Here is a 206-nt window from a genome sequence, read left to right on the forward strand (position 1 = left end):
GAGCTCTTCCACTCGTACCAACCGCTGGCTGGCCTGGTCGGCTGGGCCCATGCTTTCCTGCACCTTGCGCGCCTTGGCGGTATCGATCTCCCTCTGCAGGGCCTGCATCCGTTCGACCTGAGCCTGAACCATCGGATTGGAGGCGCCCTTGTCCTCGCGCACCGCCGCATACAGCGGCTGCAGCCCCATGTTCAGTTGCCCCAGCA

The 206-nt window shown here is 65.0% G+C and carries 1 protein-coding gene; it reads right to left on the bottom strand.

What is annotated here, in order from left to right:
• Positions 1-206, bottom strand: a 206-nt coding sequence (locus tag EIP75_RS24260) for a hypothetical protein (protein WP_158622979.1), incomplete at both ends; no start/stop codon positions are given.

The organism is Aquabacterium soli, from assembly GCF_003933735.1.
Taxonomy (GTDB): Bacteria; Pseudomonadota; Gammaproteobacteria; order Burkholderiales; family Burkholderiaceae_C; genus Aquabacterium; species Aquabacterium soli.